The organism is Vibrio sp. Y29_XK_CS5 (assembly GCF_024181835.1).
In the GTDB taxonomy this organism is placed as follows: Bacteria; Pseudomonadota; Gammaproteobacteria; order Enterobacterales; family Vibrionaceae; genus Vibrio; species Vibrio harveyi.
In genome coordinates, this window is sequence record NZ_JAMZAM010000007.1 from 206,100 (window position 1) to 232,184 (window position 26,085).

The 26,085-nt window shown below is 45.8% G+C and carries 27 protein-coding genes; 3 read left to right on the top strand and 24 right to left on the bottom strand.

Translation table 11 applies throughout. The annotated features are described in order from the left end of the window. Positions 1-4 precede the first annotated feature (4 nt). The 16 genes from NL647_RS23490 to trmJ all read right to left on the bottom strand — a co-directional run bounded on the left by NL647_RS23490 (position 5) and on the right by trmJ (position 14,363). On the bottom strand, positions 5-619 hold the full coding sequence (locus tag NL647_RS23490) for a YfgM family protein (RefSeq protein ID WP_009697674.1): 615 nt from the start codon (positions 617-619) through the stop codon (positions 5-7). Between the two features lie 126 nt (positions 620-745). Next, positions 746-2,014: a histidine--tRNA ligase gene (hisS, locus tag NL647_RS23495; protein ID WP_005447704.1), complete on the bottom strand. Its 1,269-nt coding sequence runs from the start codon at positions 2,012-2,014 to the stop codon at positions 746-748. 55 nt (positions 2,015-2,069) lie between these two features. Continuing rightward, positions 2,070-3,188, bottom strand: a complete 1,119-nt coding sequence (gene ispG / locus NL647_RS23500) for a flavodoxin-dependent (E)-4-hydroxy-3-methylbut-2-enyl-diphosphate synthase (protein WP_005424674.1) — start codon at positions 3,186-3,188, stop codon at positions 2,070-2,072. 5 nt (positions 3,189-3,193) lie between these two features. Beyond that, complete coding sequence (gene rodZ / locus NL647_RS23505) at positions 3,194-4,159, bottom strand: cytoskeleton protein RodZ (RefSeq protein WP_061065603.1); 966 nt, start codon at positions 4,157-4,159, stop codon at positions 3,194-3,196. Positions 4,160-4,578: 419 nt separating this feature from the next. Then, entirely contained in the window at positions 4,579-5,706 is a 1,128-nt protein-coding gene (locus NL647_RS23510; RefSeq protein WP_009697672.1) for a bifunctional tRNA (adenosine(37)-C2)-methyltransferase TrmG/ribosomal RNA large subunit methyltransferase RlmN, read from the bottom strand. Between the two features lie 210 nt (positions 5,707-5,916). Beyond that, complete coding sequence (gene ndk, locus NL647_RS23515; RefSeq protein WP_253650726.1) at positions 5,917-6,342, bottom strand: nucleoside-diphosphate kinase; 426 nt, start codon at positions 6,340-6,342, stop codon at positions 5,917-5,919. A 100-nt stretch (positions 6,343-6,442) separates the two neighbouring features. Continuing rightward, a complete protein-coding gene (pepB, locus tag NL647_RS23520; RefSeq protein WP_005447710.1) occupies positions 6,443-7,741 on the bottom strand; it encodes an aminopeptidase PepB in 1,299 nt (432 codons plus the stop codon). A gap of 172 nt (positions 7,742-7,913) precedes the next feature. Continuing rightward, positions 7,914-8,108 carry a Fe-S cluster assembly protein IscX gene (gene iscX / locus NL647_RS23525; protein ID WP_005424887.1) on the bottom strand — a complete coding sequence of 65 codons (195 nt, stop codon included), beginning with the start codon at positions 8,106-8,108 and terminating at the stop codon, positions 7,914-7,916. 44 nt (positions 8,109-8,152) lie between these two features. After that, positions 8,153-8,491, bottom strand: a complete 339-nt coding sequence (fdx, locus tag NL647_RS23530; RefSeq protein ID WP_005424889.1) for an ISC system 2Fe-2S type ferredoxin — start codon at positions 8,489-8,491, stop codon at positions 8,153-8,155. A gap of 13 nt (positions 8,492-8,504) precedes the next feature. Continuing rightward, a complete protein-coding gene (hscA, locus tag NL647_RS23535; protein ID WP_253650727.1) occupies positions 8,505-10,358 on the bottom strand; it encodes a Fe-S protein assembly chaperone HscA in 1,854 nt (617 codons plus the stop codon). Positions 10,359-10,379: 21 nt separating this feature from the next. Then, positions 10,380-10,895 carry a co-chaperone HscB gene (gene hscB, locus NL647_RS23540; RefSeq protein ID WP_005447715.1) on the bottom strand — a complete coding sequence of 172 codons (516 nt, stop codon included), beginning with the start codon at positions 10,893-10,895 and terminating at the stop codon, positions 10,380-10,382. A 55-nt stretch (positions 10,896-10,950) separates the two neighbouring features. Then, positions 10,951-11,274, bottom strand: coding sequence for an iron-sulfur cluster assembly protein IscA (gene iscA, locus NL647_RS23545; protein WP_005424893.1), 324 nt, complete (start codon positions 11,272-11,274; stop codon positions 10,951-10,953). Positions 11,275-11,347: 73 nt separating this feature from the next. Further along, the gene (iscU, locus tag NL647_RS23550) at positions 11,348-11,731 is read right to left on the bottom strand and encodes a Fe-S cluster assembly scaffold IscU (RefSeq protein ID WP_005424883.1); all 384 of its coding nucleotides are present in this window, start codon (positions 11,729-11,731) and stop codon (positions 11,348-11,350) included. A gap of 37 nt (positions 11,732-11,768) precedes the next feature. After that, positions 11,769-12,983 carry an IscS subfamily cysteine desulfurase gene (locus NL647_RS23555; RefSeq protein ID WP_005447719.1) on the bottom strand — a complete coding sequence of 405 codons (1,215 nt, stop codon included), beginning with the start codon at positions 12,981-12,983 and terminating at the stop codon, positions 11,769-11,771. 28 nt (positions 12,984-13,011) lie between these two features. Then, positions 13,012-13,518 (bottom strand): Fe-S cluster assembly transcriptional regulator IscR, encoded by a 507-nt coding sequence (gene iscR / locus NL647_RS23560; RefSeq protein WP_005381720.1) that lies wholly within the window; start codon positions 13,516-13,518, stop codon positions 13,012-13,014. A gap of 125 nt (positions 13,519-13,643) precedes the next feature. Then, on the bottom strand, positions 13,644-14,363 hold the full coding sequence (gene trmJ, locus NL647_RS23565) for a tRNA (cytosine(32)/uridine(32)-2'-O)-methyltransferase TrmJ (protein ID WP_017188503.1): 720 nt from the start codon (positions 14,361-14,363) through the stop codon (positions 13,644-13,646). A 231-nt stretch (positions 14,364-14,594) separates the two neighbouring features. Between trmJ and suhB the strand changes: the two genes are divergently transcribed. Beyond that, a complete protein-coding gene (gene suhB / locus NL647_RS23570) occupies positions 14,595-15,398 on the top strand; it encodes an inositol-1-monophosphatase (protein ID WP_005447724.1) in 804 nt (267 codons plus the stop codon). A gap of 71 nt (positions 15,399-15,469) precedes the next feature. On the opposite strand, the gene NL647_RS23575 is transcribed toward suhB, so the two are convergent. The 7 genes from NL647_RS23575 to NL647_RS23605 form a co-directional block, all read right to left on the bottom strand. Continuing rightward, the gene (locus NL647_RS23575) at positions 15,470-15,808 is read right to left on the bottom strand and encodes a hypothetical protein (protein WP_033002896.1); all 339 of its coding nucleotides are present in this window, start codon (positions 15,806-15,808) and stop codon (positions 15,470-15,472) included. A gap of 479 nt (positions 15,809-16,287) precedes the next feature. Then, on the bottom strand, positions 16,288-17,235 hold the full coding sequence (gene secF, locus NL647_RS23580; protein ID WP_005447727.1) for a protein translocase subunit SecF: 948 nt from the start codon (positions 17,233-17,235) through the stop codon (positions 16,288-16,290). A 14-nt stretch (positions 17,236-17,249) separates the two neighbouring features. After that, complete coding sequence (gene secD, locus NL647_RS23585) at positions 17,250-19,106, bottom strand: protein translocase subunit SecD (protein ID WP_005447728.1); 1,857 nt, start codon at positions 19,104-19,106, stop codon at positions 17,250-17,252. 21 nt (positions 19,107-19,127) lie between these two features. Beyond that, positions 19,128-19,457, bottom strand: coding sequence for a preprotein translocase subunit YajC (yajC, locus tag NL647_RS23590; RefSeq protein WP_005424903.1), 330 nt, complete (start codon positions 19,455-19,457; stop codon positions 19,128-19,130). Positions 19,458-19,634: 177 nt separating this feature from the next. After that, positions 19,635-20,771 carry a tRNA guanosine(34) transglycosylase Tgt gene (tgt, locus tag NL647_RS23595; RefSeq protein WP_009697666.1) on the bottom strand — a complete coding sequence of 379 codons (1,137 nt, stop codon included), beginning with the start codon at positions 20,769-20,771 and terminating at the stop codon, positions 19,635-19,637. A 207-nt stretch (positions 20,772-20,978) separates the two neighbouring features. After that, entirely contained in the window at positions 20,979-22,031 is a 1,053-nt protein-coding gene (queA, locus tag NL647_RS23600; RefSeq protein WP_009699969.1) for a tRNA preQ1(34) S-adenosylmethionine ribosyltransferase-isomerase QueA, read from the bottom strand. Positions 22,032-22,266: 235 nt separating this feature from the next. Then, entirely contained in the window at positions 22,267-23,436 is a 1,170-nt protein-coding gene (locus NL647_RS23605) for a trypsin-like serine protease (RefSeq protein ID WP_005445304.1), read from the bottom strand. 260 nt (positions 23,437-23,696) lie between these two features. Between NL647_RS23605 and NL647_RS23610 the strand changes: the two genes are divergently transcribed. Together NL647_RS23610 and NL647_RS23615 are read left to right on the top strand one after the other, a co-directional pair. Beyond that, the gene (locus NL647_RS23610) at positions 23,697-23,918 is read left to right on the top strand and encodes a hypothetical protein (protein ID WP_005445303.1); all 222 of its coding nucleotides are present in this window, start codon (positions 23,697-23,699) and stop codon (positions 23,916-23,918) included. Positions 23,919-24,152: 234 nt separating this feature from the next. Then, complete coding sequence (locus NL647_RS23615; RefSeq protein ID WP_009697664.1) at positions 24,153-24,599, top strand: CBS domain-containing protein; 447 nt, start codon at positions 24,153-24,155, stop codon at positions 24,597-24,599. Positions 24,600-24,700: 101 nt separating this feature from the next. Here the strand turns inward: NL647_RS23615 and aceA are convergent, their stop codons facing one another. After that, on the bottom strand, positions 24,701-26,014 hold the full coding sequence (gene aceA / locus NL647_RS23620; protein ID WP_005440333.1) for an isocitrate lyase: 1,314 nt from the start codon (positions 26,012-26,014) through the stop codon (positions 24,701-24,703). Positions 26,015-26,085 lie beyond the last annotated feature (71 nt).

Sequence of the window (26,085 nt, forward strand, 5' to 3'; positions counted from 1 at the left end):
GTCCTTATTTCGCCAGGTCGTCCAATTTCATTTGTAGTGCAGGGCTAGCATCTGCAGCTTGTTGAGCTTCAGTGTATGCCGTGTATGCTGCCTCTTTGTCACCTTGACGAAGAGCGATATCACCACGAAGTTCTGCAATACGACCCGTCCATGCAGCGTCAGTTACTTTGCCTAGTTCTGCATTTGCAGCGTCAAAGTTGCCCATTTCTGCTTCAATACGCGCAATACGGTAGCTGATAAGTGGAGTTAGCGCGGCATCTTTAGTGTTGCTTTGAGCCCACTTAAGTTGCTCAAGTGCAGCTGAAAGATCTTTGGCATCTACTTGTACTTTTGCTAGCTGAAGCGCAGCAAGTACTGAGTATTCTTTAACTTTGTTTGAGTCGATGAACGCTTGAATATCTGCTTGTGCGTCTGCACCTTTGGTTTGCAGGGCGTTCATTACTGTTGTGTAGCTTTGAGAAGCTGCTTCACTCGCCTGAATCACAGAATCCTGGTAGTAACGCCAGCCAAATAGACCACCTAAACCAACAACCGCACCGATGATGACGGCTTTGCCGTTTTCCTTCCACCAGTCTTTAATGGCTTCAACTTGTTGTTCTTCAGTATCGTAAAGTTCCACTTCCTGTCCTCTTAAAACATGTAAATGACAGCGAGGCTGCCATTGTTCCTATTTCGTCGAAAGGCTCCTATCTTGGGAGCCTTACTATTACGAATTAGGATTTTAATCTTTAGCTTATTAAAAGACTTAAATCAGTGCTGCGATCTTCTCAGCAACTTCTGTTTGGTTGTAAGTCTCTTGCTCACCACCCACCAAGTCTTTTAGTACTACGGTGTTTTCTGCAACTTCGTTTTCGCCCAGAACCAATGCTACTACAGCACCGACTTTATCTGCGCGCTTAAACTGTTTCTTGAAGTTACCACCACCGAAGTGACTCATCACACGAACGCCTGGAATAGCTTCACGAAGCTGTTCTGCTAGCTTCATACCAACCATCATTGTGCCTTCGCCTGCTGTCACAACGTAAACATCTACACTGCGACGAACGTCTGTTAGCTCTAGCGTTTCTAGCATCAGTACAAGGCGCTCTAGGCCCATAGCAAAGCCAACGGCTGGTGTTGCACTGCCACCCAATTGTTCTACAAGACCATCGTAACGACCACCGCCACATACTGTACCTTGAGCACCTAGGCTCTCAGTGATCCATTCAAATACCGTGCGGTTGTAGTAATCCAGACCACGAACTAGACGCTCGTTAACTGTGTATTCGATACCTGCAGCGTCTAAAAGTTCACATAGACCTGCGAAGTGTGCTTTAGATTCTTCACCTAAGTACTCAGAAAGGCGAGGTGCATCACCTAAAATAGCCTGAACATCAGGGTTCTTCGTATCCAGAACTCGCAGTGGGTTCGTGTGCATGCGACGCTTACAATCTTCGTCTAGCACATCGATATGTTGCTCAAGGAATGCAACCAGTGCCGTGCGGTAGTCTGCGCGATCTTCTTGAGAACCGATAGAGTTAAGCTCAAGACGAACATGCTCATTGATACCCAGCTCACGCCATAGACGTGCAGTCATCATGATAAGCTCAGCATCAACGTCTGGACCATTTAGACCGAACACCTCAACACCACACTGGTGGAATTGACGGTAACGACCTTTCTGCGGACGCTCATGGCGGAACATAGGTCCCATGTACCACAGACGTTGTTCGTCACGGTTGATCAGACTGTTTTGAATACATGCACGCACACAACCCGCCGTACCTTCAGGGCGAAGTGTTAGGCTGTCTCCGTTACGATCATCAAAAGTGTACATTTCTTTTGAAACGACATCAGTCTCTTCACCAACCGCACGGCTGAATAGGTTTGTTTCTTCAACGATTGGCATGCGCACTTCGTTATAGCCGTATGCGCTCACAGTACTTTTTACTGCGTTTTCAAGTTTTTGCCACAGCGGAGACTGAGTTGGAAGGCAATCGTTCATGCCTCGGATTGCTTGGATTTTCTTTGCCACAATTATTACCGTCGCTTAGTAACCCGAGCACACTTAGTGTGCTCAAGCTATGAGATTAATCTTCTTGTTTGATATCGATGCGGTTAGCTTGATCTAATACAGATGCTTTCGCACGGATTTTCGCTTCTAGCTGATTCACTAGATCATCGTTGTCAAAACGCTCTTTCTGACGTTTGCCGTCTTCGTAGAATGCGCTCTTCTTGTTGCTGCCTGCCAGACCTAGGTGTGAAACCTCAGCTTCACCTGGGCCGTTTACGACACAGCCGATGATAGACACATCCATAGGTGTGATGATGTCTTCTAGGCGCTCTTCCAATGCGTTTACTGTGTTAATCACGTCGAATTCCTGACGTGAGCAGCTTGGGCAGGCAATAAAGTTGATACCACGTGAGCGAATACGCAGAGACTTAAGAATATCAAAGCCAACTTTGATCTCTTCTACCGGATCTGCCGCCAACGAGATACGTAGCGTATCACCGATGCCTTCAGCTAAAAGCATACCAAGACCAACCGATGACTTCACAGCACCAGCTCTTGCACCACCAGCTTCGGTGATACCGAGGTGTAGTGGCTGGTCAATCTGCTTTGCCAATAGGCGGTATGAATCCACCGCTAGGAATACATCCGACGCTTTCACACTAACTTTGAACTGGTCAAAGTTAAGGCGGTCTAGATGATCCACATGACGCATCGCCGATTCCACCAATGCTTCTGGCGTTGGCTCACCGTATTTCATCTGCAGATCTTTTTCTAAAGAGCCACCGTTAACGCCAATACGGATTGGGATGTTTTTGTCACGGGCACAATCAACAACCGAACGAATACGCTCTTCGTTGCCAATGTTACCTGGGTTAATGCGCAAACAGTCAACACCGTACTCTGCCACTTTCAGTGCAATACGGTAGTCGAAGTGGATGTCCGCAACGAGCGGCACTGACACTTGCTGTTTGATAAGCTTAAAGGCTTCCGCCGCATCCATGGTAGGAACAGAAACACGTACAATGTCTGCACCCACTTTTTCTAATGCTCGGATTTGTGCGACTGTGGCTTCCACATCAGTCGTGCGAGTGTTTGTCATTGACTGTACAGCAATTGGTGCACCATCACCAATTGGCACATCACCCACATAAATACGCGTCGATTTACGACGAATAATTGGAGATTCGTGTTGCATAATATTTATAACGGTAAAGTGAATCTAGCTACTTTGCCTGAAGTATACCCAGAAAGGTCGACAGGTTCACTTGCAAATGTCATTGTTACGCCTTCAGGTGCGCCTAATATCACTTTAAACGGTGCTTTTCCGGCAAGTTCTACATCTTGACCCGGTTTGCGAGTACCACTTACCAGTGTTTTGCCGTTTGCGTCTTTAACTTGAATCCAGCAATCAGCTTTAAATTTCATAGTCAGTAACGTCATGCCTTCTGGAATAACTGGAGTTATTGGCTCTTCTGCCGCTTGAGCATCTTCGATAACCGCAACAGGCTCTTGAGCGGTTTCCTCAACAGCTTCAGCTGTCGGAGTTACTGTTGACTCAGCCATCCCCTCATCAGTCGCGCTCATTGTCGTATCAGCTTCAGAAACAACCGCTGGCGCAGCAGATACAGGAGCGATTTCAGCTGGAGTGCTTGCGATTAGCTCATCTGCGCTCATCTGATCGATATCAGCATCATTGGCAACATGTTCTGTTTCTGCCGTTTCAGAACTCAACTGTGCAAGGCTATTCTCTTGTTGGTTTTGCCACCACCATGCCGCGGAGATACCGGTAATCACGATCGCGATTGCCCAAGTCAGCAACATAATTCGGCTGTTGTGTTTCTCGTGCTTGGTTTTACGAGAGAAGCTTTGCATCTCTGTTTCTTGCGGCTTCACATGAACTTCAGATGTTTGCTCTAAAGCTGCCAAAACAATCTTTTCATCAAGACCAACAAGCTTTGCATACGAACGCAAATAGCCACGCGTGAATGTCGTGACCTGTTGTTCTTCAAATCGATTGTTTTCAATGTCTTCAATAACAGAAACGCGAAGTCTAAGGCGATCAGCAACGTGCTTCTGAGTCATGCCTAGAGATTCGCGTTTGTTTTTTAGTATTGTGCCTGCTTCCATAGAAAGCGGCACTTCATTAGTCTTTTCGTGTTCTGTCATAATGGCGGTATTTAATCTGTTTGGTGGCTAACGCAGTTATTTATTTTCGTTTTTGTTCTAATTAAGCCTCACTTAAAGATAGCTAGCCTAAACGCGTTAACCAAAAATAATCTTTTAGAAATTCTCAGTAGTCAGAGTAAGAATGCTCGTCTTGCAATGGTTCAGCAAAGCGTATTGGAAAAAATACTGAGAATAGTCAATGTCGTAGTTATATTTCACTCACCATGATAAGCGAATGTTTAACGAAGACAAAAACTCTTTGCTCTCAAATTAACAGATAGCTCAAGCTTTTGTCCAAAAATTGACACAGCAAAGTAAAATTAGCACCGTTCAGTCTGTCAGCATCGAATGACAATCCACTTGTAATAAACAAAATAGCCAGAGCATAAGGCTCTGGCTATTTCTTTATTCTTGGCGTCTTAAACCGCTTTTACATCGATAGTTTCAGCACCACGTGCTGCTTTTAAAGCTGCGGTACGTTTCGTACGGTCAATAACATCACCGACTAACTGACCACACGCAGCATCAATATCATCACCACGTGTTTTACGAACCGTTACGGTGTGGTCATATTGCATCAATGTTTTTTGGAAACGGTCAATACGTGAGTTACTTGGTTTCTTATAAGGTGAACCTGGGTACGGGTTAAATGGAATCAGGTTGATCTTGCATGGCGTATCTTTCATCAGCTCTGCCAACTCACGTGCGTGGTCCATGTCATCATTAACATGATCAAGCAGCACGTACTCTACCGTCACTTTACCGCGGTTAGCATTTGAAGACGCGATGTAACGGCGAACAGACGCGAGAAAATCTTGGATATCCCAACGGTCGTTGATCGGCATGATTTCACTACGTAACTTGTCGTTTGGTGCATGAAGAGAAATCGCCAATGCTACATCAATTTTACCGGTCATCTGATCAAGACCAGAAACAACACCTGACGTTGATACGGTAACTCGACGCTTAGAAAGACCGAAACCAAGATCATCAAGCATGATTTCAAGCGCAGGGATAAGGTTCTTCATGTTAAGAAGTGGCTCACCCATCCCCATCATCACTACGTTAGTGATTGGACGGCGACCCGTTTCTTTCTGTAAGCCGATTTCACGTGCAGCACGCCATACCTGACCAATGATTTCAGATACTTTTAGGTTACGGTTGAAACCTTGTTGAGCGGTTGAACAGAACTTACACTCCAGCGCACAACCAACCTGAGAAGACACACATAATGTTGCGCGGTCATCTTCTGGGATGTAGACCGTTTCTACGTCTTGGTCACCCACCTTCATCGCCCACTTAATTGTGCCGTCTGAAGAATGTTGAGCCTCTGCTACCGTTGGTGCTTTGATTTCACACTTGTGCTGCAGTTTTTCACGTAGTTTCTTGTTGATGTTCGTCATGTTATCGAAGTCATCAACACCGAAATGGTAGATCCACTTCATAACCTGATCAGCACGGAACGCTTTTTCGCCTAGCTCTTCCGCGAAAAATTGACGCATGCCCTTGCGATCAAAGTCGAGTAGATTGATTTTTTCAGTGGTCATGTTGCCTCTCAATGACTGAAACAAGAATAAGGGCGCGAATTGTACAGCCTTTATGCAGCTACAACAAGGGCTGTAAGACCCCGACTTCGCTAAGGCATTAAAATCTTAATGATTAAATTTTAGCCAATTATTATCATTCATTCTTTCTAAGTAACAGATAAAAAAAAGCCCCGGAAAGATCCGAGGCTTAGGAAGCAAATTAGTACAAGATTAGCGAGGGCAAATCTCTGACTCTGGGAAGAAGTACTCGATTTCACGAGCTGCTGACTCAGGGCTATCCGAACCATGAACAGAGTTATGGCGCATGCTTAGTGCGTAATCGGCACGGATAGTGCCACATGCTGCTTCTTCTGGGTTTGTTTTGCCCATTAGCTCACGGTAGCGTGCGATTGCATCTTCACCTTCAAGAACCTGAACCATGATAGGACCAGATGTCATGAACTCTTTCAGTGCAGGGAAAAAAGGTTTGCCTTCATGTTCTGCGTAAAAACCGCTCGCCTGTTCTTTTGTCAGATGAACCATTTTTGCAGCAACGATACGTAGACCCGCCTTTTCGATACGGTGGTAGATTTCACCAATCAGGTTGCGTTCTACAGCGTCGGGCTTAACAATTGAAAACGTTCTTTCTAGAGCCATAAAGTTTCCTTTTTGTACTTGTAATAATAGTTTTATATGAGTGACTTGCGTCTCTCTTAGTTATACCAGTACAGACGGGGTGTCTGCACTGGTAAAAGTCTTATTTTGCTGCTTGTTCGTTCAAGAAACGAGCAAGTGTGCGAACACCCATGCCTGTTGCGCCTGCAGCCCACTTATCAGACGCTGACTTACGGTACGTGCCTGCACAGTCAAAGTGCAACCAACCTTTCTTGTAATCCTCAACGAAGTAAGACAAGAATGCTGCCGCTGTACTTGCGCCAGGTGAGTAATCGCCAGAACTGATGTTAGATAGGTCAGCAAAGTTTGACGGCAGCATGCCACGGTGAAAATCAGCAAGAGGCAGTGGCCACAGGCCTTCTTTCTCTTGGTTTGCCGCCGTTAGCGCTTGATGAGAAAGCTCATCATCAAAGCTCATTAATGCATGGTAATCGTTCCCTAGTGCATTCTTCGCTGCGCCCGTTAGGGTCGCACAGTCAATGATCAGTTCAGGGTTTTGCTCACTTGCGTAAATAAGACCATCAGCAAGAACCAAACGACCTTCTGCGTCGGTATTCATGATCTCAACGGTCTTACCATTTTTGTAAGTGATGATGTCGCCCAGTTTAAGTGCGCGACCAGAGACCATGTTCTCCGCACAACAAAGGATAAGCTTTACACGCTTATTAAGACCACGAAGAATAGCAAGACCAAGACCGCCAGTAATCGTACCTGAACCGCCCATATCCGCTTTCATTGCTGTCATGAAGTTTGATGGCTTCAAGCTGTAACCACCTGAATCAAAGGTGATGCCTTTACCTACTAGACATGCAAAGACTGGTGCGTTTTCATCGCCTGTTGGGTTGTAATCAAGTTGCAGCATTGCCGATGTGCGCTCAGAGCCACGACCTACGGCATAAATACCTTCCCAACCTTCAGAAAGCAGATCTTTATCTTTAACGATACGAGCCGTTACTGTACCTTGTGGCGCGATAGATTTGATGAATTCAGCTGCCATGGTTGCCAATTGACGTGGCGCCACTTCTTCTGCAGTTTTGTTGATGATATCGCGAGTAAAGTCCGTAGAAGTGATGCGAGCGTGAAGCTCTGCTTGGTCTTGCTCAGAAAGCTCAACCCATTCTAGTGTGCCGTGTTTTTTCGGGTTGCGGTAACCTTGGTGGAATGCCCAAACGCTCTCCAAATCCCAGTTATCACCAGCAAGTAAAACTGAACGAATTCCTTGGCCATCGAGTTGACGCGCTGCACGTTGAATCGCACCAAGATCGTGACCTTCACCTAGGTGAATGGTTGCGCCATTCTCAGCGAAAGAAAGCAGTGCTTTGTCGCCCCAATGTGGTGCCGCTGGTTCTTGGCTAAGAAATACAGACATCTGTGTAGACATGGTTTCTCCTTGTCTTATAACGGCGTTGCCTACGCCTCTTCTTTTTTAATAACTAACGGATGTTAGCATTATGTAGGGTAAAAATGTCAACTTGATAAAAAAACGGACCTAAAGGTCCGCTTTTTTTAGTGAGAATTGTTAACTCTGCTGCGTTTTACCGCCGAATTGAGCATTAGTCTGCTTCGTCCATCCAGCACAAGATAACCGCTTCTAGAATCTTTTCATTACAATGGTTTGGCTCATCGTCAAACTCATCCAACTCCATGATCCATTGGTGAAGATCGGTAAAACGTACGGTTTTAGGATCTAAGTCGGGAAACTTGTCACAAAGCTCAATCGCGATATCGCGAGAATCTGTCCATTTCATTGCTCATCTTCCTTTTGCTTCGCCCCTATGTTGGGGAGATAGTATTAGTGATCTTCCGACGCGTGGTTTAGCGTGTATTTTGGAATTTCAACAACCAAATCTTCATCCGCTACTTTTGCTTGGCAACCAAGACGAGATTCAGGCTCTAGACCCCATGCTTTATCTAGCATGTCATCTTCTAGCTCTTCACTCTCTTCTAGCGAATCAAAACCTTCACGAATGATCACGTGGCAGGTAGTACATGCACATGACTTTTCACATGCGTGTTCGATACCAATGCCATTTTTTAGCGCTACGTCTAGAACGGTGTCACCAGTGTTTGCTTCCAACACTGCACCCTCTGGGCACAAATCTTCGTGTGGTAATACAATAATCTTAGGCATAACTACTTATCTCTTATATATCATTAACTGACTGACCTGACAGTGCAGCTCGAATCGATTTATCCATACGGCGCGACGCAAAATCTTGGCTTGCTTTGTCGGTGTCTTTGATGCCTTGCTCGATAGCGTCCGCATCTTCGCCGTTGCGCAGTTCAATCAGCGCTTCAATCACTTTTAATAGGTCTTGTTTCTCTTGGTCTGATAGTAGTTCATCACCATCAGCTTGCATCGCAGCAATCAAACCTTCAATCACACGATCCGCTTCTACGCGCTGCTCAGCCAGTGCACGAGCTTGCATGTCTTCTTTCGCGTAAGTCATCGAGTCACGCAGCATGTTTGCGACTTCGTCATCGCTTAAACCGTAAGAAGGTTTCACTTGGATTTCAGCCTGAACACCCGTGCTCTTTTCCATCGCAGTGACAGACAACAGACCATCAGCGTCCACTTGGTACGTCACGCGAATGTGTGCAGCACCAGCCGCCATCGGTGGAATGCCTTTTAATGAGAAACGAGCCAGTGAACGACAGTCATCCACCATTTCTCGTTCACCTTGTACAGTGTGCACGCTCATTGCCGTTTGACCATCTTTGAACGTCGTAAACTCTTGCGCACGAGCCACAGGAATAGTGGTGTTACGTGGAATGATTTTCTCAACCAAGCCGCCCATGGTTTCAATACCAAGAGATAAAGGAATAACGTCCAGAAGCAGCATCTCAGAGTCAGGTTTGTTACCCGCTAGGATATCTGCTTGAATACCCGCGCCGATTGCAACAACTTCATCTGGGTTAATGCTTGTCAGTGGTGTACGACCGAAGAATTCGCCTACCATTTCACGAACAAGCAATGTGCGAGTTGAACCGCCAACCATAACCGCTTCAAGTACGTCTTCCGCATCCACATCCGCATCTTTCAATGCACGACGGCAAGACATCAGGGTTTTCTTCACTAGCGGACGAATCAGATCTTCGAACTGCTCGCGAGTCACAGAACCTTTCCAACCAAATACATCAACATCAACACTGTCTTGCTCAGAGAAAGCAATCTTAGTTGCTGTTGCAATGTTCAGTAGTGCACGGTTTTTCTCAGCAGAAAGCGGCGCTTCTAGACCAGCTTGCTCCATTAGGTAATCCGCTAATAGGTGGTCAAAATCATCACCGCCTAGCGCAGAATCACCACCTGTTGCTAATACTTCAAATACGCCTTTTGACAAACGTAGGATGGAGATATCGAACGTACCGCCACCTAGATCGTAAACCGCAATCACGCCCTCTTGACCAGAGTCTAGGCCGTAAGCGATCGCTGCAGCTGTCGGCTCGTTAAGCAGACGTAGCACATGAAGCCCCGCCAATTTCGCCGCATCTTTTGTACCAGCACGTTGAGCATCATCAAAGTAAGCAGGAACAGTAATAACCACGCCAGCTAACTCGCCGCCGAGTGTCTCTTCTGCACGTTTTCCTAGTGCTTTAAGAATATCGGCAGACACTTCAATCGGGTTCTTGTCACCTTGTGCAGTTTGCAAAATAGGCAGACCGTTGTCGCTTTCTTTAAATTGGTAAGGCAAAGATGGGTAGCGAGCTTGAATGTCTTTTAGTGAACGACCAATCAGACGTTTTGCCGAAATAATGGTGTTTTCTGGTTCTTGCTCTGCTTTTGCTTTTGCCTCGTAACCAACTAAAGCCGAGTCCTGTGCGTAGTTCACCACAGAAGGCAAAATGCTACGACCTTGATCGTCTGTCAGTGTGTTTGCGTCACCGCTGCGAACAGACGCAACCAAAGAGTTGGTAGTACCTAAGTCGATACCCGCTGCTAACTTGTGCTCATGAGGTGCCGAGCTTTGGCCCGGTTCTGCGATTTGAAGTAATGCCATGATGGGTCCTTGTCGCGCTAACTAGCCGAGGAGCTTGTCTTCAACCAGTTCAATTTCGTTCTTTAGCTTGGCAATGAATTTGAGTTTACGAACTCGGTCTGCAGCTTCCGCCCAAAGACCTTGGTCAAGTTCTTGTTCTACACTCGCCAAATGCTGTTTGTACATTTTGCTGACCTTAGAATCGAAGTCAAAAAGCGCTGATTCAGGATCAGAGCTGTCAGCAATGTCTTCCAGTTCTTCACGCAGTTCCATTTGTTCCATTAGGAACATCGGGTCTTGCATGGTTTGTTGCTCACCACGAATTTCTGTGCCGTTTTCTGCCAATATGTATTCAGCGCGAGAGATTGGATGCTTAAGTATTTGATACGCATCGTTGATTTGCGCTGCTTTTTGAACAGCCATCAAGCGATCACGCTCTGAGGCAGTCGCAAAGTTGTCTGGGTGGAAGCGTTTTTGTAGTTCTCGGAACTGAGAAGAAAGAAGGCTACCATCCAGCTGAAACTGACTTGGTAGCCCAAATAATTCAAAGTGATTCATTAAGATCGGGTCCTAGTAAAGCCTTCTGGACTCGCTTGCCCAGAAGGACAGTCAATTAGACGTTGAAGCTTTCACCACAACCACATTCACTTTTCGCGTTAGGGTTGTTGAACTCAAAACCTTCATTCAACCCTTCCTTAACGTAATCCAGCTCAGTACCGTCTAGGTATACTAGGCTTTTCTTATCAATGATGATCTTTACATCCGACAGTTCAAAAACTTCATCTTCTTCGTTTAGATCATCAACAAACTCAAGAACGTAAGCCATGCCGGAACAGCCTGTCGTCTTCACTCCAAGACGCAAACCGATACCTTTGCCTCGGTTATCTAGGAATGCTTTTACGCGACTTGCCGCTGATTCTGTCATTGTGATGGCCATACTGCACCTTAGTCTGTCTAAATTACGTTTTGGAATGGGAGCATTTCAAGGGCTCCCATTATATACGGAATAATTATTCCTGGTGTTTTTTCTTGTAGTCAGCAACCGCTGCTTTGATTGCGTCTTCCGCAAGGATTGAGCAGTGAACTTTCACTGGTGGAAGCTCTAGCTCTTCTGCAATCTCAGAGTTTTTGATAGATGCCGCTTCGTCGATAGACTTGCCTTTTACCCACTCAGTTACTAGTGAGCTTGAAGCGATTGCACTACCACAACCGTATGTTTTGAATTTCGCGTCTTCAATGATGCCTTCTGGCGTCACTTTGATTTGAAGCTTCATTACGTCACCACAAGCTGGTGCGCCAACCATGCCGCTGCCTACTGATGGGTCTTCTTTATCGAACGAACCAACGTTACGTGGGTTCTCGTAGTGATCAATTACTTTTTCGCTGTATGCCATGATAAATTACCTCGAATCCTCTATTCAGTCCGTGAGATTAATGGTGAGCCCATTCAACAGTGCTCAGATCAACCCCTTCCTTGTACATATCCCATAGAGGAGACATGTCGCGTAGCTTAGTCACTGCAACGCGGATTTGTTCAATTGCGTAATCAATTTCTGCTTCAGTCGTGAAACGACCAAATGAGAAACGTACTGAGCTGTGCGCCAATTCGTCGTCTAGACCAAGTGCACGAAGAACGTAAGATGGCTCTAGGCTCGCTGATGTACAAGCACTACCAGAAGATACTGCTAGGTCTTTCAGTGACATCAGTAGAGATTCACCTTCTACGAATGCAAAGCTCACGTTTAGGTTGTGTGGAACACGCTGTTCAAGATCACCGTTCACCGTTACTGCTTCTAGATCTTTAACGCCATCTAGAAGACGGTTACGAAGTGCTAGCGCGTGATCGTAATCTTTTTGCATGTCTTCCTTCGCTACACGGAACGCTTCACCCATACCCACGATTTGGTGAGTTGGAAGTGTACCCGAACGGAAACCACGCTCATGACCACCACCGTGCATTTGCGCTTCCAGACGGATACGAGGCTTACGACGTACGTAAAGTGCGCCAATGCCTTTAGGACCGTATACTTTGTGCGCAGACAGTGAAATTAGGTCAACTTTCAATTCTTGAACATCGATTGGCAGTTTGCCCGCAGACTGTGCCGCATCCACGTGGAACACAATCTTACGTTCACGACATAGTTCGCCGATTGCAGCGATGTCTTGGATTACACCAATCTCGTTGTTAACGTGCATGATTGATACCAAAACAGTGTCTTCTCGCATCGCTGCTTGAAGTTTGTTTAGATCGATCAGACCGTTTGATTCTGGCTCTAGGTAAGTCACTTCAAAGCCTTCGCGTTCTAGTTGACGACATGGGTCAAGAACCGCTTTATGCTCTGTTTTACAAGTGATTACGTGTTTACCCTTCTTAGAGTAAAAATGTGCTGCACCTTTGATAGCAAGGTTGTCAGACTCTGTCGCACCAGATGTGAATACGATTTCGCGAGGATCTGCATTTAGAAGGTCAGCAATTTGCTCACGAGCAGTATCTACAGCTTCTTCTGCCTGCCAGCCGTAACGGTGCGAACGCGAAGCTGGGTTGCCAAATGTGCCATCCATTGTCATGTACTGAACCATTTTTTCAGCAACACGAGGATCTACTGGACATGTAGCGGAATAATCAAGATAAATCGGCAGTTTCATTCTCTACTCCAATGTAAAATGCTGACCGCTAAGAGCGGACGTTTACACCGATGGGCGCGGCGGTTGTATTTTTGTTTGAAAGCCCATGAGTTACCGCCAGATCAATGTCCTGACGATCAGAAATTTCTAAAACTTCATTGTCTGTCATTAGCTCACCGAGCGTAATGTTATTCAAGAAGTCACTAATACGAGAGCTCAGGTCACGCCATAGGGTGTGAGTTAAGCAACGAGTGCCACCCTGGCAATCGCCTTTGCCTTGGCATTTGGTTGCGTCTACTGACTCATCAACCGCGGCAATCACAGTGCCAATGGCAATGCTGTGCGCGTCTGCTCCAAGTCGGTAACCACCACCAGGACCACGAACGCTGGCTACAAGGCCTGCTTTACGCAATTTTGAAAAAAGCTGCTCTAAGTATGAGAGCGAGATCCCTTGACGCTCTGAGATATCTGCAAGAGGTACTGGGTTTTGTTGCGAATGCAGTGCCACATCCAGCATGGCTGTCACCGCATATCTTCCTTTAGATGTAAGTTTCATACCACACCGTATCCACATGGTTTGTAATGATTAGGATTTTTCCATACCCGACTAAAACGGTCAAGTATTTATTTGACTATTTTAGTCAGGTATTCATCCTTACACCTAAAGTGGTTATTATTTGTTCAGAGTTTCTTTTCGATCGCCGTCAAAACACCGCGCAGAATATTCAACTCTTGCGCCTCTGGTCGTGCACGTGAGTACAAACGACGCAGCTTGTTCATCACCTGACCCGGCTGTTCTTTGTTGATAAATTGGGTATCAACCATCACCTTTTCAAGGTGCTCAAAGAACATTTCTAGCTCTTTATGACGTGGATACTCTTCAGGCCCACTTGGGGCGTATTGGCTTTGCTCTAGGTTGAGGTGTGCAACGCGAACTTCATAGCTCAACGTTTGGACGGCCATCGCTAAGTTAAGCGAACTGTATTCAGGGTTAGCAGGAATGCAAACATGATAGTGACACTTTTGCAGTTCATCATTCGTTAGACCGGTTCTTTCTCGACCAAAGACCAATGCGACTGGGTGCTTTTGCCCTTCAACTGCAAACTTTTCTCCACACTCACGTGGCTCAAGCATTGGCCATTCAAGTGTACGTGAGCGAGCACTTGAACCCACAACAAGACCACAATCTTCAATGGCTTCTTCAAGCGTACTTACTACAGTGGCATTTTGAGCAATATCACCAGCACCAGCAGCAAGCGCAAGGGTTTGATCATCGACTTCACATTGCGGATCAACCAATACTAGTTGGCTTAAACCCATGACTTTCATTGCTCGAGCTGCCGAGCCAATGTTGCCTGAATGAGAAGTTCCGACGAGTACGATTTTTACTTGATCCAACATCTGTGTTTGCTACCTGAATTAAAACCGAGGGATATTATCATAATTTTCTAATACACCCTAGAGTGAAGCGGGCTTCTATTCGCATTCTCATCAATTGTTTTCTTCTCTATCGACATAGCTATCACAACTCGTTTTGCTTGCGCACAAAAAATAACCACTTCCCTTTTCGTTTGACTCTGGTATACTCGCCGCCGCTTTAAATTGTTCTTTAACATCCGTTGGGAAATTCGTATGCATCCAATGCTAAACATTGCTATTCGCGCTGCGCGAAAGGCAGGCAATCACATTGCTAAATCATTAGAAAACACAGATAAAATTGAATCTACGCTAAAAGGCACTAATGACTTTGTTACTAATGTAGACAAAGAAGCAGAAGCTATCATCATCGATACTATCAAGCACTCTTACCCAGAGCACTGCATCGTTGCTGAAGAAGCTGGTCTTATCGAAGGTAAAGATAAAGACGTACAATGGATCATCGACCCAATGGATGGCACTAATAACTTTGTAAAAGGTTACCCAACTTTCGCAGTATCTATCGCGGTTCGCTTCAAAGGTAAAACTGAAGTGGCTTGTGTATACGATCCAATGCAAAACGAGCTATTCACTGCACAACGCGGTGCTGGCGCTCAGCTAAACAACGCTCGTATCCGTGTTACTCAACTTAAAGACCTACACGGTACTGTTCTTGCGACTGGTTTCCCATTCAAACAGAAGCAACACTCTGAGTCTTACATCAAGATCGTAGGCTCTCTATTCACTGAGTGTGCAGACTTCCGTCGTAGCGGTTGTTCTGCTCTTGACCTATGTTATGTGGCAGCTGGTCGTGTAGATGGTTACTTTGAGCTAGGTCTAAAACCTTGGCAGATGGCTGCAGGTGAGCTTATCGCTCGTGAAGCTGGCGCAATCCTAACTGACTTCGCTGGCGGTACTGACTACATGAAGTCTGGTAACATTGTTGCTTCTAGTGCTCGTGGCGTGAAATCTATCCTTAAACACGTTCGCGAAAACGGCAACAGCGCGATCCTTAAGTAAGATTCTGAAGTCATACTAAGCCCGTCACGCTGATGACTTTTGAATAGCCCCGCTCATTGAGCGGGGCTTTTTTATATCGAACAATCTGCCTGTTTATAGAAACGGTCGTAGTCAGGTAAGTGGTCTATTTTTACGTGCTTAACCTTCCATACTTGTTCCTTCATTAGAAACTGCAACGAAACCGTGACTGGCTGGTATACATCTCCAAATCCGTTTACGGAAAGACACCCAACGCCTCCATCCTCACTGTATGCTTCAAAGTAAGACAGCTCCGTAACCAAACTTGATGGGATGGATGATAAAAATGGAAATTGATGACCAAATTTTATTGGGTGAGATTTAATACTATTTAGCTCTTCAATCGATAGGTTTGGTCCCGCCATAGCTTCTACCACCTCGATATACTGCATCTTGTATAAATTATTGCGTATATCAAGGTAAGTATCGTGGAGTGGGCTTGCTATGCAGGGCCCTGAAACACTGAGTAAAACCGGAATAGGTAGAATTCTATTTAGCATAATCAACTAAACCCAAGCTTCACGGAGCGCTTGATCAATTTTACTCGGCTTAAATCTGTACTTACAAAGCCCCCACTCGCACTGCTCTAAAAGCTCTCGGACATTTACCTGCCCAGTAACTAGCTTGGTGGTAACGCCTTTATAGTGTTTGTAAGAAATCTCTACAAACTTCAGTAACTGTACTTTTATTTCAGCTTGCCTTGACATTATTTCCCCCCGAAATTGTTGAACATACTTCCGATATTCAACTCAATCAAAAAACTACAATTCAAGCTGGAAATACTTCAAAGAAAAGTGAAACAATCAAATCTATCAAGCATAAAAAAACCGCTGACTGCTCAGCGGTTTTTGTTTTCGGTTCTCAATCTGCCTTATGGCATCTCGTCGAACTCTGCACCTTCTTTTTCTACTTGAGGTGGCATCAAGTGCTCTTTCTGAATGCCCAGTTTTAGCGCTAGCGCTGATGCTACGTAGATAGAAGAGTAAGTACCAACAGTGATACCTAGTAATAGCGCTGTTGCAAAGCCGTGAATCATCGCACCACCTTGCATAAACAGTGCAATTACCACGAACAACGTCGTACCAGACGTAATCAAAGTACGGCTCAATGTTTGAGTAATTGAAGCGTCCATGATGTCCGAAGGTTCACCCTTACGCATCTTACGGAAGTTTTCACGAATCCGGTCGAATACAACAATGGTATCATTGAGCGAGTAACCGACTACCGTTAGTAGCGCCGCTACGATGGTAAGGTCAACTTCGATTTGTAGGAATGAGAATACACCCAGCGTGATGATGATATCGTGTGCCAGTGCCATTACCGCACCAGCCGCTAGACGCCATTCAAATCGCATCGATACGTAGATCAGGATACAGATTAGCGATACAAGGATCGCCAGACCGCCCGCTTCTGTTAGCTCATCACCAACATTTGGACCTACGAATTCAATACGACGCATTTCTACGCTTTCGCCAGTACCTTCTTTGATCGCACCAATGATTTGGTTGCCTAGCGTTTCACCTGAAACGTCGTCACGTGGACGAAGACGAACCATCACTTCACGAGCACTACCGAAGTTTTGAACTGTCGCATCGCCGAAGCCTTTTGAATCTAGTGCTGCACGAATTTCTTCAAGGTTTGCAGGTTGTTCAAAACCTACCTCGATTAGCGTACCACCAGTAAAGTCTAGACCCCAGTTCAACCATTTGGTTGATAGCGTGAAGATAGAAGCAGCGATCATAAAGATGGAGAATACGAACGCGACTTTCGACCAACGCATAAAGCCGATCGTGTTTTCTGCTTTTAGAATTTGAAACATATTAATTCCCAGCCTTAGATCGACAATTTATCAACGCGTTTGCCACCGTAAATCAGGTTCACGATACAACGTGTACCCACAATAGCGGTGAACATTGAAGTTAAGATACCGATAGATAGTGTTACCGCGAAGCCCTTCACTGCGCCTGTACCCACTGCAAATAGAATGATTGCAGTGATAAGCGTTGTGATGTTCGCATCGGCAATGGTACTGAATGCGTTTGCGTAACCTTGGTGAATCGCTTGCTGAGGACTGCGTCCATCTCGAAGCTCTTCACGGATACGCTCGAATATCAGCACGTTCGCATCGACCGCCATACCGACGGTTAATACGATACCGGCAATACCTGGCAACGTCATGGTAGCGCCTGGAATCATCGACATTACACCAATGATAAGAACCAAGTTTGCCATCAACGCAATGTTAGCAATCAGACCAAAACCACGGTAGTAAAGCAGCGTAAACAGCATTACCGCAACCATACCCCAGATACATGCTTGGATACCCATATCGATGTTTTGCTGACCCATTGATGGACCAATGGTACGTTCTTCAACGATAGAGATCGGTGCGATTAGTGCACCAGCACGAAGTAGAAGTGCTAGGTTGTGCGCTTCTGCTGCAGAGTCGATACCCGTGATACGGAAGTTACGACCAAGAGCCGATTGAATCGTTGCTTGGTTGATAACTTCTTCATGCTTATCAAGGATAACTTTGCCTTCAGGCGTACGACGACCACTGTCTTTGTATTCTGCAAACACGGTAGCCATTAGCTTACCGATGTTCTTCTTAGAGAACGCGGACATTTTGTTGCCACCTTCGCTGTCTAGCGAGATGTTAACTTGTGGGCGACCGTATTCATCAACACTTGAACTTGCATCCGTGATGCTTTGACCACCAAGAATAACGCGCTTCTTAAGCACAACTGGGCGACCATCACGGTCCATCTTGATTTCGCTACCTGCTGGCGCGCGACCATTTGCCGCCGCTGATAGGTCAGCTTTATCGTCAACTTCGCGGAACTCTAGTGTTGCTGTAGCACCTAGAATTTCCTTCGCACGAGCTGTGTCTTGAACACCTGGTAGCTCAACTACGATGCGGCTAGCACCTTGACGTTGAACCAATGGTTCAGCAACACCCAGTTCGTTAACACGGTTACGAAGAATCGTGATGTTTTGTTCAACTGCGTAGTTACGTATCTCTTGTAAACGTTGCTCGGTAAAGGTGGCAATCAACGCGTAACGACCATTAGAATCAGAGTCGACAAAGTTCATGTCTGGGTGATTCTTTTCTAGCGTTGCTTTCGCTTCCGCTAGCTGCTCCTCATTACGTAGCAGTACTTCCACACCTTCTGTACCAGAAGGACGGATTGCACGGTAACGGATCTTAGCTTCACGAAGTTCGCTACGGAAAGCTTCTTCTTGTTGACCAACCAACTTCTCCATCGCCGCGTCCATGTCAACTTCCATTAGGAAGTGAACACCACCGCGAAGGTCAAGACCTAGCTTAAGTGGCGACGCACCGATTGCTTCTAGCCAATCTGGCGTAGATGGAGCAAGGTTTAGTGCAACAATTTTATCTTTGCCAAGCGCTTCGCTGATGATATCGCGGGCACTGATTTGAGTGTCAGTGTCATTGAAACGAACAAGGATTGATCCATTCTCGAGAGCAATGGATTTATGAGAGAGATGCTCTTTATCAAGAGCTTTGGTGACAGCATCCAGCGTTGACATATCTACAGAGGCGCCACGCGCCCCTGTAACTTGAATAGCCGGATCTTCACCGTAGATATTTGGAAGTGCGTACAACGCAGCGGTGATGATGGCAAAAAATACCATCAAGTACTTCCATAATGGATAACGGTTTAGCACAGCGAGGATCCTTTAGCTGTTTTATAGAGACTTCAGCGTACCTTTTGGTAGCACTGCAGTTACGAAGTCTTTCTTGATTACAACTTCATTGTTTGCGTTTAGCTCAATTGAAATGAAATCGTTGTCTTCAGCAATCTTAGTGATTTTACCCACTAGACCGCCGCTTGTTAGAACTTCATCACCTTTGCCCATAGAAGACATTAGGTTCTTGTGTTCTTTAACACGCTTAGATTGCGGACGGTAGATCATGAAGTAGAAGATCACCGCGAACATGCCTAGCATGATTAGCATTTCAAAACCGCCGCCTGCTGGTGCGCCTTCTGCTGCTGCGTGAGCTTGAGAAATAAACATTAAAACATCCTCATTATATTTTATTGATAATCCAACAAGTTGGGCTTTCGTAATTTAGATTCAAGTTTGAGATTAAGTAATAGAGATCACCTTCTCAAAAATAACGTACGTTAGCCTACTTTATTAGCAAAAGCCTCTGGCAACATGCCAAAGGCTTTAATTCTTTTAATCTGTCAATTACTGCTCTTTTGCAAGCGGTGGCACTTCACGACCACGACGCTCATAGAACTCAGTAACAAACTCATCGAAACGATCTTCATCAATCGCCTTACGAATGCTTTCCATCAGACGCTGGTAGTAGCGTAGGTTGTGGATAGTGTTCAGGCGAGCACCTAGGATTTCGTTACAACGCTCTAGGTGGTGAAGGTACGATTTGCTGTAGTGCTGACAAGTGTAACAGTCACAATGCGGATCTAGCGGAGTTGTATCCGTTTTATGTTTCGCATTACGGATCTTGATCACACCACCAGTCACAAATAGGTGACCATTACGCGCGTTACGCGTTGGCATTACACAGTCAAACATGTCGATACCACGACGAACACCTTCAACCAAATCTTCCGGTTTACCTACACCCATTAGGTAACGAGGCTTATCTTCTGGAAGTTGTGGACATGTGTGCTCAAGAATACGGTGCATGTCTTCTTTCGGTTCGCCTACTGCAAGACCACCAACTGCGTAACCATCAAAGCCGATTTCTGTCAGACCTTTGATAGACACATCACGTAGATCTTCGTAGACACCACCTTGAACGATACCAAATAGGTTGTTCGGGTTTTCTAGTTTGTTGAAGTGATCACGTGAGCGCTGTGCCCAGCGTAGTGACATTTCCATCGATTTTTTCGCTTCGTTGTGTGTCGCCGGGTATGGCGTACACTCGTCGAAGATCATTACAATGTCAGAACCTAGGTCTTTTTGGATTTCCATCGACTTTTCCGCGTCCATGAAAATCTTGTCACCGTTTACAGGGCTACGGAAGTGAACACCTTTCTCAGTGATCTTACGCATTTTTCCTAGACTGAATACTTGGAAACCGCCTGAATCGGTAAGAATAGGACCGTGCCAGTTCATGAAATCGTGCAGGTCACCGTGCATTTTCATCACTTCTTGACCAGGACGTAGCCATAGGTGGAAAGTGTTACCTAGCAGGATTTCTGCACCAGTACCTTTCACTTCTTCTGGTGTCATGCCTTTAACGGTACCGTAAGTACCTACTGGCATGAACGCAGGAGTTTGAACAGTGCCACGTTCGAAGGTCAATTGACCACGACGTGCATTGCCGTTTTTCTTCTTAAGATCGAATTTTAATTTCACGATGCCTCCGGGTGTCAGAGAAACAGTCTGACTATGTATCCAGGGTGGTAAACCCTATTTTAAGGAGCGGTCGCTTTTCCGTGCGAGAGACAAAGCAGAGATTCCACTTTATTTCCTAGCTTACTGCTAGCACTCGTAAATCGTTAACTTTCTCCCCCTCCTAGCCTCCCCCTTTTTTGAGAGGAGGGCTAGAAAAGGGTCAAAACATTATGCGGTCTTCTTTTTAATAAACATTGAATCACCGTACGAGAAGAAACGGTATTTGTTTTCCACCGCGTGCTTGTAAGCATTCATGGTGTTCTCGTAACCTGCAAACGCACTTACCAACATGATCAGGGTTGATTCAGGTAGGTGGAAATTGGTGATCAAGCAATCCACCAACTGGTACTCGTAACCAGGGTAGATAAAGATTTCAGTATCGCCAAAGAATGGAACCAGTTCTGTGCCTTTCTTGAGCGCGTCTTGCGCTGCACTTTCTAGTGAGCGAACAGACGTTGTACCTACAGCGATGATGCGACCACCGCGCGCCTTAGTTGCGTTAATCGCATCCACTACGTCTTGTGGTACTTCAACGTATTCTGCGTGCATGTGGTGATCATTAATGTCATCCACTTTTACTGGCTGGAACGTACCCGCTCCCACATGCAAAGTAACGTATGCAAACTCAGCGCCTTTCGCTTTGATTTTTTCAAGCAGAACATCATCAAAATGAAGACCCGCCGTTGGCGCAGCAACCGCACCAGGCTTTTGGTTGTAAACCGTTTGGTAACGCTCTTTATCCGCGTCTTCATCTGGACGGTCGATGTATGGAGGAAGTGGCATGTGACCAATTTCTTCCAGAATCTCTAGTACCGTGTTATCAGAATTAAATTTCAGTTCAAACAGTGCATCATGACGAGCGACCATTTGTGCTGAGTATTCATCGTTTTCACCAACAAAGATCGTTGTACCTGGTTTTGGCGATTTCGAACAACGAACGTGCGCCAGAATGCTTTTCTCGTCGAGCATGCGCTCCACTAACACTTCTAGCTTACCGCCTGATTCTTTACGACCAAACAAACGCGCAGGAATAACGCGAGTATTGTTGAAAACCACTAGGTCACCGGCTTGAACCTGCTCCAGCACATCGGTAAACGTGCCATCAATAAGTTCACCAGTATTGCCGTCCATTTGCAGCAGTCGGCTAGCGGTACGCTCTGGTTGAGGGTAGCGAGCGATGAGTTCATCTGGAAGGTCGAAATGGAAATCTGATACTTGCATGTTACTTGTCTTATCTATTGGTCAAATCACGTCAAAGACGACGATAAAATTGCGACGAGTTTTTCGCAGCAGACTAGTATATGTTTACATGCTGCAATAGCAAGCAAATCCCCCTAGATTGACTGTAAAAGCTTTCACCAAGAGTGTAATAAAACGTGAAAGACGCAAAACAGACGCGCATAAAAAAAGCAGCGAAGTTCGCTGCTTTTTAAAATGTTTATCAGTCGTTGATCGTTTAACTTTTGCGTCGGCGCGCCCACACCAGTGGAACCAATAAGCCGAATAGCCAAGCGCCTAGGCTACCACCGTCGTCCTCAGAACCTCTGAAATCACAATTGTTGGTCGCAATGCCATCGTGGCACTCCTCTTCCCCACCACCACTTCCACTATTCGCTTCTTTGATGAAATTCGGCTCAATGATGTAACTGCTCGGTGGACCACCGGCGGTGATGTAAGACTGCACCCAATCGTAATATTGGCTCACTTTGGTGTAGAAGCTTGGGATCGTCAAAGAGCCACACGTAGGCAGAATAAGAGGCGCACCACTAACAATTCCAATCTGTTTGCCCGTCGCCACATCCACCAGCGGACCACCACTATCACCTTTACACGCGGAGTTGCCATACTGAGTGTGGCTATCCGGTTCTAACACTCGGTTTTTCGTTGGTAGTGTACAGATTTTGGTTTGGTTCTCTCTGGAATCAATGATCCCCGGAAAACTGCTGCCAATTTCTAAACGCTCATAACATTTATCGATAGGTAAAAATGTACTGATGGTAGTTTTGAGCGTATTGGAAGGTTCAGATGCATCCGGCTGAGTGGTTCCCCACCCAAATACTTGCACGTTTTCGACACGTTGATTGGTCAGGTCGTTATCGTTCCAATCCGCTGCCAGACGCGCTTCGATATTCTCCATATCAGTTTTATTCGCTAAGTCAGCAAAGCGTGCATTTGCTACTGGGCGTGTGAGATACAATAACGCGATGTCTGAATCTAAACCCGTTTGGATAGGTTTCACATTGCCATTGCTGTCAATCTCAGCCTTTGAAATCCGCGTGTAGTCGGGGTGAACCACAACGTGAGACACAGGATAGAAGTTATCCAGCCCAGCAGAGTTAAGTTCATAAACGTTGGCATTCACCGACAGTTCTCCCGGCGGAGTCACATAGTAGCTCGCTTCGTTGGTTCCCTGCCCCATCACCACACAGTGTGCCGCAGTCAACACCCATCGTTCAGTCAACATAGTGCCGCCACACAACGGGAACTCTGCCATGTTACTTGCTCGTAAAGTCACGCGATCTACCGGGTCGGTTTGCTCATCTCCTAGCACAATTGCCTGAGCAGATTGCATGCTGAATGCCGCTACTGTCAGCGCAATGAGTTTGTTACACGTTGTTCGTTTCATTTAGGTTGTTATCTTCAATCTGGTAAGCCTGAGCGTATCTTCTTCCACAGGCTTATCTTGGAAAATCAAGCAAGTAAAAATGTGCGATTCAATTCATTGGATTAACTGCGGTCTACACACCTTATCAGTCAAAAGTGCAAACTGACTCGCATTGAGTTTCCACCCTGCAATTACCAATTAAAAACAAACTTATCAATAGAGATAAGGGCGACTATATTGAGAGTGAGCGATACGCTCTTTGATGATAAATTGAGGTAAGTATGAAGATCTTTCTAGCCACTTTAAGTGCTTCAATATTGTTGTTTTCTGTCAGCAGTTTTGGCGATGAGAGAACAGATTTGTTTCGAGCTCAGCAACAAGCTTGTGCCTTAAAACAAGTCCCTCGCCACTGCGCTGTGAACGTACCTGGTAAACACTACATTGGTCGCTGTGTCGATGCGAAAGCGTATGGTCTTATCTGTGTGCATTTCAAGCAACGTTAAGAGTAACCAAAGCTAAGGTTTCAACGCCTTAGCTTTGGTTATTTATGATAGCGCTTACATCCTAACATCGCCCTAAATGAGTAGCTGGATTTATGGAAAACACCAGTCCATTTTCACCTCTGATTGATCTCCATCTAATCGTATTATTTTATTAGTGAAAAACGAGTTAGCTCCCAGATATACAGCAAAATATTCTCTATATTTAAGAGAAGGACAATGCCGCTGGAGGTCTCTATGATCAAGGTTGAAGACATGATGACTCGCAACCCTCATACCTTGCTGCGTGAGCACACATTACGTGACGCAAAAAGTATGATGGACGCGCTTGATATTCGACATATTCCGGTTGTTGATGCCAATAAACACTTAAAAGGCTTGGTGACTCAACGCGATATTCTTGCCGCACAAGAATCCTGCTTGCACCCAGATGAGGCAGAACAATCTTTTACCCTCGATACTCCGCTTTACCAAATGATGCACACCAACATCATGACTGCCGAACCAAGGGCAGGTTTAAAAGAAAGCGCAATCTATATGCAAAAGCATAAAGTCGGCTGTTTGCCAGTGGTCAATAAAGGTCACTTGGTCGGCATCATCACTGATACAGACTTTGTGACTATTGCAATTAACTTGTTAGAGCTGCAAGAAGAAACCGAGCCGGAAGAAATCGAAGCGGATTAATACGCCACTACGTTTTTCTCGAATCGTAGACAAAAAAAGAGCGGCTCAATCGCCGCTCAAAGATGTCATTACTAACGTAGTAATAGTCGACTCTATGATGATTAAAATTGGTCTTCTTCAGTAGAACCTGTCAGTGCTGTCACTGATGAGTTACCACCTTGGATTGTGTTGGTCATTCTATCGAAGTAACCCGTACCAACCTCTTGTTGGTGCGCTACGAACGTGTAGCCTTTCTCTGCCGCTTCAAACTCAGGACGCTGAACTTTCTCAACGTAATGACGCATGCCTTCACCTTGAGCGTAAGCGTGTGCCAATTCGAACATGTTGAACCACATGTTGTGGATACCTGCTAGCGTGATGAACTGGTACTTGTAGCCCATGTTAGCCAGCTCTTGTTGGAACTTAGCAATGGTTTCAGCGTCTAGGTTCTTCTCCCAGTTGAATGAAGGCGAACAGTTGTATGCCAACAATTGGTCTGGGTACTCTGCATGAATCGCTTCTGCAAACTTGCGTGCTTCTTCTAGACATGGCGTTGCTGTCTCACACCAGATTAGATCCGCATATGGCGCGTAAGCTAGACCACGAGAGATAGCTTGGTCGATACCTGCACGTACACGGTAGAAACCTTCTTGAGTACGCTCACCTTCGATGAAGTCTTTATCATATGGGTCACAGTCAGATGTTAGTAGGTCTGCTGCGTTTGCATCGGTACGTGCGATTACTAGTGTTGTCGTGCCAGCAACGTCCGCTGCTAGGCGAGCTGCTACCAGTTTTTGCACTGCTTCTTGAGTTGGAACCAGAACTTTACCGCCCATGTGACCACACTTCTTCACGGATGCCAGTTGGTCTTCAAAGTGAACACCTGCCGCACCTGCGTCGATCATCGATTTCATTAGCTCGTAAGCGTTCAATACACCACCAAAGCCTGCTTCTGCATCCGCTACGATTGGTAGGAAGTAATCAATACCGCCTTCGTCTTCTGGTGACTTACCTGCTGACCACTGAATTTGGTCTGCACGACGGAATGAGTTATTGATGCGTTTTACTACCGACGGTACAGAATCTACTGGATACAGAGATTGATCTGGGTACATCGTCGAAGCGGTATTGTTGTCCGCCGCTACCTGCCAACCTGATAGGTAAATCGCTTCAATACCTGCTTTTGCTTGCTGTACGGCTTGACCACCCGTCAGTGCACCAAGACAGTTTACGTAGCCTTTCTTTGAACTACCGTTGACCAGTGACCAAAGTTTGTCAGCACCACGTTGTGCGATTGTGTTCGCAGGCACCATAGAGCCACGCAGTTCTACCACTTCTTCTGCTGTGTAAGTACGCTTTACGTTTTTCCAGCGTGGGTTGGTTGCCCAATCTTTTTCCAGAGCTTCAATTTGTTGGCGGCGAGTTAAGTTAGTCATTGGTCTATCCCTCTTATAATGTGCACTTGTGCATGTGCGTTGAGTTTTCCGTTCTCAGGCAGTACATCCTT